Source organism: Elusimicrobiota bacterium (assembly GCA_040757695.1).
Classification (GTDB): Bacteria; Elusimicrobiota; UBA8919; order UBA8919; family UBA8919; genus JBFLWK01.
Window position 1 is genome coordinate 17,665 of the sequence record JBFLWK010000001.1, and the last position, 10,100, is coordinate 27,764.

The 10,100-nt window shown below is 38.5% G+C and carries 4 protein-coding genes; all 4 read right to left on the reverse strand.

Features of this window, described 5'->3' with window-relative positions; all coding sequences use genetic code 11:
• Positions 1-153 precede the first annotated feature (153 nt).
• Positions 154-2,496, reverse strand: a complete 2,343-nt coding sequence (locus tag AB1349_00100) for a gliding motility-associated C-terminal domain-containing protein (GenBank protein ID MEW6555736.1) — start codon at positions 2,494-2,496, stop codon at positions 154-156.
• Positions 2,493-5,738 (reverse strand): hypothetical protein, encoded by a 3,246-nt coding sequence (locus tag AB1349_00105; protein MEW6555737.1) that lies wholly within the window; start codon positions 5,736-5,738, stop codon positions 2,493-2,495. Before AB1349_00105 ends, AB1349_00100 begins: the two co-directional genes overlap by 4 nt.
• 98 nt (positions 5,739-5,836) lie before the next feature.
• Positions 5,837-7,882 (reverse strand): FliG C-terminal domain-containing protein, encoded by a 2,046-nt coding sequence (locus tag AB1349_00110; protein ID MEW6555738.1) that lies wholly within the window; start codon positions 7,880-7,882, stop codon positions 5,837-5,839.
• Complete coding sequence (locus tag AB1349_00115) at positions 7,879-9,534, reverse strand: PorV/PorQ family protein (protein MEW6555739.1); 1,656 nt, start codon at positions 9,532-9,534, stop codon at positions 7,879-7,881. The genes AB1349_00110 and AB1349_00115 overlap by 4 nt, the downstream gene beginning before the upstream one ends.
• Positions 9,535-10,100 lie beyond the last annotated feature (566 nt).

Below are 10,100 nucleotides of genomic sequence, written 5' to 3' on the forward strand. Positions count from 1 at the left end.
AGCAAATAGCAAATAGCAGAGAGAGGAAAGAGGAGAGAGGATAGAGGTTAGCAGTTGGTTTTCTATCCGCTATCCGCTCTACGCTATCCCCTATTCGCTCTACGCTATTTTTTAATCGCTTAATCGCTAAATCGCTAAATTGCTGATTTTTTTTCATCTTGCCACAACTATTGTGCCGTTGCATACATTTTTCCCGTTTTTTATCTGATATATATACACGCCGGGCAACACAATTTTACCGTCTGACTTTTTGCCGTCCCACGCAAACCATGAAAAATCCTTTTTTGTCAGTATAGCGACTTTTTTACCAGTAATATCAAAAACTTCGCCTTCGACATTTTCTTCTGTGATACCTGTGAATATAAGATTTATCTCATCGTTAATACCATCGTTATTTGGTGTAAAAATTTTTTTCGGGAATGCAGATATGAGTTTCAATTTTGGTGTTTCAATTTTACCGGTATAAAACAAACCCAGTTTTGTCGTCTGGATTGTGATACTTTTGTCTTTTTTACCGCCGAGTGCGACATATTCTACGCTGTTGTGCCAGTAGACGCAGTCGTCATCAGTTTCAAAAGTAATCTTTACCGGGGTTGGAAATTGAAAATTGGGTATCTCGGTTAAACTGGAATTATTCAATGGTTTTATCTCGTAAATCTGACCAGTTTTTGTAATTGATATAATAACATCAGAAAGTGTGGACTGAGCCGCAGCCGGGATTTCTATAAGTAAATCCTGCTGTTTTGAAAGCAAGCACTGGTTAGGTTCACTGGGATTTACAGCGATAGAGTTTGCGCTTTCGTTACCGAATTCGTCAACTGCCCTGATAACAGTCCACAAGCCACTGACTGCGGGTGTAGATGTTGTGGTTGTATATCCTGCAAAAGTTTGGGCAGCGCCTATATTTTTAATATCTGCGGATTGATATATTTTATATGTTGCGAAATCAACTATTGGAGTGCCGTCTTCATCCAGCAGCACAGTGTCCCAAGAAATTATTCCGTCGGTAATTTTGACATTTGCAGGTGCAGATGGCAAAACCGGTTTTACATAAAACGAGCCTGTCAGCGTAGAGGTTGTCACTGCAGGTGAGATATACTCGTCAGATGCTATTACTTTCCAGTAGTATGTTGTATTTTCTATCAGATTTGTTGTGAATAAAAAACTCGTATTTGTAGTAGTTGTTGTTAGATAAGTTGAAAAATTAGAAGTTGATGAATAATATATTGTATAATTGATATTCCATGGCGGGTCCGGGTCATCAGAGGCATTCCAAGAAAATGTCGGGCGTTTCAGGACGGTTTCGTTATTAGGTGATAACAAGTTAAAATCTGTTGGTGCTGAATTGGCTATATTTATATGGACAACACTGCTTGTAGAATATGTTATACCTAAGTCCATATCTATCGCTTTTGCCCGCCAGTAGTATGTTTTATCGTCGGAAAGTGGCTCAACAAAAGTGTAAGATGAATATGAAAGCGGTCCTTTTTCGCCTGGCGGATATGGAAAATCGCTATAAAAAGAATACTCTATAGAATATGAAGCGATACCTTCACCATCCGGGTCTGTTGTATCTTGCCAATCAAACGATGGCTTTGTAGTTGTTACAATTGTCCCATTTGAAGGTGAAACAGTTGCAAAATCAAATGGTGGATTATTGAATGGTGTCGCGGATGGTTCCGGCGATGTTATATCTATTGCTGACCAGCCGGTAGCATTTTCATCTCTTGTTTTTATCGCAAAATAATATGTTGTACCATTTGTAAGTGCTGTAACTGTATAACTTTGCGATACAGATGGCGATGTAGAAGTTGGGATAACAACCCGATATTGTGTAAGTATGCTATTCCAATCATTTTCGTTCACAATCTGCTGCTGTATAGAATATCTAACCTCAAACTGTCCATTGGTAATAGGTCCAATTGTGTTATCATCGCCTGGTGCTGTCCATGTAAGTATTGCTTTTTTATAGCCTGGCGTAACTGACAGGTTGGTGATTGTATCTGGTGAAATCCATTTCACGATATTGGCGGCACCGAGATTTATACCTGCGACATCAATTGATGAATTCCAGACCGACCAGCCACCACTACCTGACGATATTATTGCAAAATAATACCACTGGTTAGGTGCAAGCCCTGTGAGAAGCCGTGATTCTAACTTATTTCCTGAGACAAGTCCTGTCCATGCGTGTGGATATGGTGTAGCAATTGAAAATCCTGCTCTTGTAATAACCTCTTTGGTACTATATGTAACCATATAGCCATAGACGGTAGCGAGTGTCCCGTCTTTCCCGGGTGCAGTCCATTGCAGTACAAGTTCACCCTCGTTACTACCGGGCAGTGCGGTTAAGTCCGAGATATTTGCAGGCACTGCAAAGAGGCAGATAGGAGATAGGAGATAGGAGATAGATAAAAAAACAAAAAGCAAAGTTGGGATAGTTTTGCTTTTAGTTTGGAATTTGGAATTTGTGATTTGGAATTTGTCTTTTCTCATACTGCTGGCGAGTTCAGCCACCTCCAGAATTTTGCAAAAACCGAGTCAACCTTTTTGTCTAATTTTTTAATATCTTCTGTTGATTGTTTGTTCTCCAACAGTTTATTTTTAGCATCCAGAATCGCTTTTTGGAATATCTGTATATTTTTAAATGTTTCAAGTTCTTTTGTTAGCCGGTCTATTTCAGCCAAGTTTTTAGTATTTGCATTCAGCAATGTTTCTTCAACCATTTTTCGTTCAGATTGATTTTTGTTTTCTATTGCTTCTATTTTTTTTAGAAACTCGGCATCTAATTTTTTTCTTTCTTGTGCTAATTTGGTTTCCAGTTCGTCTTGTAGTATTAAGAGTTTTTCATCTTTTTGTTTATTTTGGGCTTCTAACAGTGCGAGTTCATTTTCAAATTCCTGTTTTAAGAAATTCAGTTGCTCATTGTTTGTAGCAATCATTTTTTCATACTTCTGGGTTGCCATTCTTATCTGCTCGTCTATTGTTGATTGGCTTGTTTTCAATTTTAACTCCATCGCTTCAAGTTCCGCTTTCTTAACTGCGAGCACTCGTAATTCATCTGCCGATTTTGTACGTAATGTTTCCGTTTCTTTCTGTGCGGCTAATATCTCTTTTTCTAACTCGGTGATTGTTGCTTCTTTATCTACTGCGACTGCTTTTAACTCGGTTTGATAGGCGGCTGTCAGCTGGTTGATTTCTGTTTCTTTCATTTTGACAAGGTTTTCTATCTCTGATTTTTCAGTTTCCAGCTTTTTTATTTTATCTGTATAAACATTTATCTGATGTTCTAAAGTTTTAAGCTCGGTTGTTTTGCTGGTTAGTTCGTTAGCAAATTTTGTTCGTTCTGCAATAAGATCTGCGGATAATCTATCAATTTTTTCTTTTAATCCTTTTTCAATATGAACCATTTCAGCAAGTCGGGTTTCGTAATTGTTTTTCAGGTTTTGTAATTCCTGTTCTTTTGCTAAAATAGTTGTTTTATCGTTTTTGATTTCTTCTAAATATTGTTTATTTCTGTACGATGCCTCGTTTGTAATATCAGCAATTTTTTTCTCAAGATACGATTTCTCAGTATCCAGTTTTTTTTGGGAATCCTGCTGGGCTAATGTCTTTTCTGACTCTATCTGTTTGATTCTGGTTTCATAATCAGTTTTAACTTTTTCGGTTCTTATATGCCATTCTTCATCTCTGGTTCTCATGCTTTTTTCATACTCTACTTTTTTAGTTTCTAATTCAATTCTATATTTTTGTTCAAGTTCATCTCTGACAGAAACCAGTTCGTCAATTCTTCGCTGGTTTTCAGCCCTAAGTTTTTCTATTTCCTGTCTGTATCGTTCTTCAAGGTAATCAATTTCTTTTATCTGCTCCTTTTCAAGCGAACTCAATCTTGCGTAATAATTCTGTTCCAGTTTGGTTTTATCATCCAACGATGCAGAAAGCCGTTTTGTGTATTCAGTAGTCAACACTTCTATCTCACTTTTATATTTCATTTCCAATTTTATATTTTCATTTAATGCATCTGCAAGTCGTTTCTCCAATTCAGACCGGATAGCAAGTTCTCGTCTTTCAAACTCGCTTGTAACGAGTGCAATTTTTTCATCTTTTTCTAAAAGCGCTTCTTCATAAAACTCGTGTTGTTTCCGTAGTTCGTCCTGGAAAGACGATTTAATAGACATTATTTCTTTCTCTTTGTCTGAAATTATGCTGTCAAGTTTTGCATGGTCTTGCAAGATTGTTTGATTTTTCTGGTTTAGTTCTTCTTTCAATTTTGCTATCTCTAACTGATTAGAGTTATTTAACAGGGTGATTCTGTTATTATAGTCCACTTCTATTTTTAGCCGTTCGGCATCTTTTTCGCGTAATTTGCTTTCATAGTCGTTTCTGATATTTGTAGTTCGGGCATGCCATTCAGTTTCTTTTTCGCGTAGTGCTTTTTCAAACTCTGCTTTTCTGAATAGCAGTGTTGTTTCTATTGCTTTTTTCTCAGTTTCAAGTTCGGCTAATTTCTTGTTGTAGTTGTCTTTCAGTTTTTGAGTATCTGATTTCATTTCTGCTTCAAGTCGGGTTTTATCACTGTTATTAAACGAAATTTGTTTCTCGTATTCTGTCTGTAAGAGTGTTTCTCTATCCTGGAACTGTTTTTGCAATGCTGTAATTTCTTCTTCTTTAAATTTCAATTTTTCTAATAGTATTTTTCGTTCACCTTCAATTTGAGAGTTGAGTGTAATATATTTACCTTCTAAATCTGACATTGCGGTTCTGGCTTGGTTAAGTTTTAACTCGTATTCCGATTTTATATTTGCTTCTTTCAGTAAAATTTCGGCTTTTGCGGCTGTTAGTTCGTTTTGCAGTTGTATCAAATTTTTGTTATAATTTTCTTTTGTCTCGTCTAATTTAGCAATTAAGTTGTTGATTTCAGATTGTTTATTAAAAACCTTTTCATTAAACTCTTTATTAAGCCGTTCTTTTTCCTGCTCTATTTGTTTCAGCAATGTTTCTTTTTCAGTTTGTAATGTATCCGCTTTGCTGATATAGTTCTTTTCTTTCTGTGAAAATTTCAGATACACATTAGCGATTTTATCTTCATACTGTTTTCGCAGGAGTTGTAATTTTTCTGCCAGCGTCTGTTCAAGTTTCAGTTTCATTATTTCTATTTCTTGGACAGTATTTTTCTGGATAGTTTTTAACTGCACATCTTTCATTGCGGATTCTAATTGAGCAGAAGTTGCCTGTTCTTCTTTTGCTTTCAGCGCCTGAAAGAATGTTTTTTCCTGTGCGGTTTCCAGTCGGGCTTGGAGTTCTTTCAGTGTCTGTTCAAGCCGTAATTTTTCGTCACGGCTTTCTGCTTCTTTTTTTGTTTTTTCTTCTTCTTCTTTTAACTGCCGTGCTGCGAATTCGTCCATTACTGTTTGTGATTCTTTCTGCAGTGCTGTTATTTTTTCTTCCCATAATGTTTTTTCGTTATCGTGTTTATCTTGTATTTCTTCAAGCATTTTCAGCATATCAAGTCGTGTCTGTTCCATTTCCTGAAACTTTTTTTCATAATCAACGGAAGGAGTAGCAGGTAAAGATTGAGACACAGTTGGCATTGGATAAACACCGGGCAACGAGGGGGCGAGTGGTGAAGAAGTTATATCGGGTAGTGGTAAATCCGGTGGTGGAGGTGGGACCAAATTGTTGTTAGAAGGTAATGGTGGCACAGTGCTACCAAAAATTTTTGTTTTTTCGTCTTCCATTTCTGACCTCCAAAAAAGGCAAGTTAAAGGTAAAAGGTTAAAGGCTAAAATTTTGGTTTTACTTTTAACCTTTTATTTTTCCATTTAACCTATCTTTTTTATTTTGCTGCCAGTCTTTTTTGTTTCTCAGTTGCAAGCCAATCTCTTAACTGTGTATTTGATGGATTAGCAGCGAGTGAGCGTTCATATGATTTTATTGCTTCTTCAATCCGTCCTTTTGAATAGAGACAACTACCAAGATACTGCCACGCCTGCCAGAAATTCGGGTTATACTCTACAGACCGCTGAAAATAATGTATTGCATCATCAATTTTCCCGGATGAATACGCAGTAATACCGGCATTATAATACTCTATAGCACGCTGTGGAGATACTTGTGGTTGCTGAGTTTGGGGTGGGGATTGAGTTTGCTGGGTTTGTTGCTGAGACGGCTGCGGTTGAGTTCTATATTCATCACCAATATCCAGTTTCTGTAGCCGACCTTCTATCACAACCGCTGTCCCTTTTTTTTCTTCCATTCGGAGCACTATTTTTCGTTCAGTTTCCATTCTTTTGATTATTTTTTCAATATCACGCTGTGCTTCTTCTATCTGCTGTGGGCTCACAGGCCTGCCGAAATCCATTTCCTCTTTTAATAATAGCCGACCACCTTCTGACATATTCGCAAGCACCTTCTGCATAACTGCATCCATCCCGGCACCTTTTAATGCAATTGCTAACTGGTCTGTTTTTACCTCACGCATAATAAACTGAACTGTCTGGTCTGGCAGGTTTGCTATATCCTCAAACATAAATACATTCTCACGAACTATTTTAGCCAGTCGTGGCGATTGTTTTTCTAATGTGGATAGCATTTCTTTTCTGATACGGTTTTCAACCTGACCTAAAATTTTTATGAATGCATCCATCCCGCCGACGAGGAAATCAATATTTTTCTTTATCTTATCGTTAATTTTTGTCACATCTTCTTCGGATGTTAGTTTAACATTTGCGAGACAAACCGCAGTTTGGAGTTGTAAATCAGACGGCAGTGCTGCGACAACTTCGGCCGCAAACTCCGGATTAAGATAAGTAATAACTAATGCGATTACTTCCGGCGTTTCTTCCTGTAGAAGATAAATCAGATTTTTAAGATTTTCTTTTGTGATATATTCAAACGGTTTTTCTTTCTTTTTCATTTCTTCTTCCTCCTCTTCTTTTATGGTGACCGAAGCACCTGCTGCACCACCGACACCACCACCGCCACCACCGCCACCACTGCCAGCACCTTCACCTTTAGTTTCACCTTTACTTTCAGTTTCTGATTTTGACAGTACTGTGAACTCGCCACCTTTTCGGCTTTCTTTGAACGCATTTGCAAACGATTGCAAAACACTGTGGAGCGGTCCCATCAAGACAATCAGAAAAATGATACCCAGAATTAGCGGTACAAGAACTTTTGGCTCTAAAAACGGTGCCCAGAATGATGTTGTTGTGAATGGCGCTTCTTTTATTTCTAATGTGAACTTGCCACCACCAACATCAGAACCAACCGATTGAGTAATTGCCTCTTTAATAATTAGTTTCTTGGCTTCCTGTATGCCTTTATCCAGCAGAATTGTTACTTTTAATGCTCTCAACATTGTAGAAACAATTATTCGTTCAGCTTTCTGTGCCTTACCGGCTGATTTTTCGCTACCTGCAGCGGGCTGTTGAACTTCCGGCGCTACTTCTGCTTCAAACCCTGGCAAAACTTTCGGTTTCGGTTTAACGCCTAAAAATGGATTCGCCTGCTCAGCAGTACCTTGTGCTTGTTCAGTTTTACCACTCAATTTGACACTCTGTAATTCCGCTGATACAAATACAACTGCTTTACCGGGTCCGACTATTTTTTCTACAATCTCTATGATACGTTTCTCATAGTCCTTCTCAATCCGCATTTTTTCTTGTAATAGCGTAGAACTATCCGGCTCAACACTATAGAGGCAGGTAGAAAGGTAGAAAGGTAGAAAGGTAGAAAGTAAAAGGTAAAAAGTAAATAGCAAATAGCGGATAGCGTAGAGCGGATAGCGGATAAAAAACCAACTGCTAACCTCTATCCTCTCTCCTCTCTCTGCTATCCGCTCACCTCTATTCGCTATTCGCTTAATTACTGATTGATTCATTTAGCCTCGCTTTTCAGCTCGCCTTCAAACATTTTCAAGATATCAAGCACATCCTTATCAGTTGGGTCTATTTCAAGTACTTTTTTCCAGGTAGCAACCGCTTTCTCTTTCAAGTCCATCTGATAATAGCAGGAACCCATTCGTTTTAATGCGAGCACATTCTTCGGGTCAATAATCAATATTTCCTGACATTCGTTGATTGCAGCATCGTATTGTTTCTTTGCGAAGTACTCGCGTGCTTTTTCCTGCTTCTGCTCTATCAGATTGAGTGCCGGTGCGGTAGTAAGTTTTGTGCCTGCTATTGGCGTTAGTGTCTGTGCGGCTTCTTTTTCTACATCGTTTAACAGCCGTCTTAATTTCTCATGCTGAGGTTGTAGCGTATAAGCATGTCTTAATGCCATCACCGAACTATTCAAATCACCTTCAATATAGTAAGCGATACCAGTTCGGATTGATTCTGCTTCTGTTGTTGTTCCTTTTTCAGCAGCAATCCAGCCGGAGACAATTTGGATTCGTGGTAGCGCTCTGGCTAAATCCTCGTTTGTCGGGTCCACACTATACGCTTTTGATAAACGGTCCATTGCAACCAGATACTCGCCGATTTTGTACGCATCCATACCTTCTCGGAAGTATTTTGCCATCTCTTCAAACTTGCCGGTTGATGCAGATTTACCGAATCGCCAGCCAGCGGAAACCCGTGTGGACGAGCCTAACTCATGAAACGCCATTGCAAAATCAAGCGTATAGTCCCTGTAGCGTCCGCCACAGCCCGCAGTGGTTTCTCTAATACCGCTATCGCCAACATCAAACCCGAACCGTGCTGCAACATAGTCCATCGCCCAGTATTCAGCGCCTACATGATAATTTGGGTTCGCCCGCATTCCCTTTTCAATATCAAGCGCAATTGTTAAGCGGTCTTTCAGCGCTTTGTACGCACCACCAAGTTTCAGAACTATCGGGAAACTATCATCTGTATCACCCATTTTTATTGAGATTAGATTCTGGATATCCAGCCCGATTTTTAATTTTGGATACACATCTTTTATGATGAGTGCTGCATCGGATGTCATGAATGCAACCTTATAGATATCAATCACATGTGAAACATATTTTATAGTAGTGCCGAATGTAATTTTTTTAGACAGGTCTTTCCCGTAAGAGCCGCAGTAGGCTGTCTGTGCATCCTTAAAAGTGCCCAGCACCCTAAAATCTACAACATCATTTTCTGTATTTCGTTCTATTGTAACCTTTTCAAACCCGCCTGATGTAAGCGAGACAATAGAAATACCGAATACACCAAGTTTGGTTGTCGGATGCGCATATGAGATAAAACTGTATGCGGTATCATACCATAATTTTGCGTAAAGCCCTGTGAACTCTTTACGTTCTAATTGAGTAAGCCCTGCGGGATTCCAGTATGTTGCGGATGCATCGTCTGATATTGCGATAAATGCTTTACCCATAGCGAGCGCTCGGGCACCCGCACCCCAGGATAGAAACTGGGCAGGTTGTCCGCCGGAAGCCGCGCCGTAAAGGCAGGTGCCTAAGTGGATAAGTGAATAAGTGAATAAGTGAATAGTAAATACAAACCACTTAACCACATAGCCACTTAACCACTTGTTTCTATTCATTTGGTATTTTTTTGTTTTCATAATTCGCGTTTCCTTATAAAAAAACCGAGTTGACGGGCGATACCGAAACTCGGATGATAACAACAGATGGCAGATAATAGATTGGAGTATGGAGATTGAAGCAAAGACACTACTCCTATCCTCTATCTCCTATCTGTCTCTTCTAATTTCGGTAACCCGGCATCTATAACTGCAAGTTAAAAGTTTAAGGTTAAAGGTTAAAATTTTTCTGTTTCAATTTTAATTTTAACTTTTTACTTTTAACCTGCCTTTACGGATATTGGCTTTGCGTCCCCATTAAAGACTGTGTAATGTTAAAAGTGTAATGTGTAAAGTAAAAATTTAAAACCACTACTTACATTACACATAACACCTTACACATTTCACATCTTCTTCAAATAGGTTTGCTATTATCGTTTCTACAGCGATATAATTAAGCACCTCGCCAATTACATCGGCTCGGTACTATAATTATAAAGAATTTTTTGTATTTTGTCAAGTACTTTTTTGGGAACGCAGATTACGCAGATAAAAACGCAGATTGCCGCAGATTTTTTTAATTTTTAATTTTTAATTTTTAATTGCTT

Excerpts from the sequence above, each read along its gene's own strand:
- AB1349_00100 (MEW6555736.1), bottom strand. The coding sequence starts at position 2,496 with ATGAGAAAAGACAAATTCCAAATCACAAATTCCAAATTCCAAACTAAA.
- AB1349_00115 (MEW6555739.1), bottom strand. The coding sequence starts at position 9,534 with ATGAAAACAAAAAAATACCAAATGAATAGAAACAAGTGGTTAAGTGGC.
- AB1349_00105 (MEW6555737.1), bottom strand. The coding sequence starts at position 5,738 with ATGGAAGACGAAAAAACAAAAATTTTTGGTAGCACTGTGCCACCATTA.
- AB1349_00110 (MEW6555738.1), bottom strand. The coding sequence starts at position 7,882 with ATGAATCAATCAGTAATTAAGCGAATAGCGAATAGAGGTGAGCGGATA.